Below are 974 nucleotides of genomic sequence, written 5' to 3'. Positions count from 1 at the left end.
CTGGGCAGCGGCCGGAGAGACCGCGCCAGCGACAACGCCGACCGACAGACCGGCGGTCAGGATGCCGACCGAGATTGAACGCTTGCTCATGGATCCTCCATCAGTCGCGCCCCGTGTTGGGCGACTGACAGAAAGTTAGCAGCACATGCGCTCTGAGCGAGCTCGCTGTTAGGCGAGCCGTGTTCATGTCGCGCTGTTTTATCGTCAATAGTTGCCGATGCTTGAGCCTCCGTCACTAATTCGATGAGTAGCTGCCTTCATGCAAGAGCGAACCAATCGACTGGCATCAGTGACCGAATTACACAGCGCCATCGCCGACGTCCAGCCGAGCCCCCTTGACGGGACGATGTAGCCCGGCACGATTTCTAGCGTCGCTCCCCGACGATCTCGGCTGACACGACAGCATCTGAACTCAGCTTCCAGCCGACCCCCAAACAGCACCCTGGGCAGCAGGCAGCCCCCAAGGGAGGCCTGCCCATTCATGAAGCCCGCTGCGACATCCCGCCCAGAATCCACCCCACGACAAACGAGCCCCCGTCCCAGGCCTGGTGGCCTGGGGCGGGGGCTCGTTCGTGGCGGGTCGGCGCGAGAACGAACACGGCGTTGCTCTCGCCGTCCCGCGCCTAGGACGAACCCCCGCCCGAAGCCTGCTGGCCCTGGGCGGGGGTTCGATTGTTCAGTGGTGCACCGGCCTCACTGTCGAGATCAGGCCGACAAGGTCAAGCGTGTGTCACTTGATGACGCGGCGCACACCCAGCCCGTCACCCTCGATGGTGTCGGCCGGCGTGGTGGAGGCGATCTCGTTGCCGAGCTTGTCGAACACCAGAGTGTCCACCGTGGCCGTGGCCGGGGTCGGGTCGGCGACCAGCGGCAGGCCGGTGGTCGGGTCGAAGACCACGTTGCCGTCGGCATCCTCGAACGTGCCACCAGCGGCGATGACGATCGACGTGCCATTGCGGTCCTTGACGGTCACG

At 64.9% G+C, this 974-nt stretch carries 1 protein-coding gene; it reads right to left on the bottom strand.

Annotated features, from left to right (window positions below):
- Positions 1-730 precede the first annotated feature (730 nt).
- Positions 731-974, bottom strand: a 244-nt coding sequence (locus tag ACI79U_RS21415) for a hypothetical protein (protein ID WP_457072405.1), incomplete at its 5' end; no start/stop codon positions are given.

It is taken from the genome of Modestobacter sp. SYSU DS0904, assembly GCF_054051115.1.
This window is presented reverse-complemented; position numbering and strand designations above follow the sequence as displayed.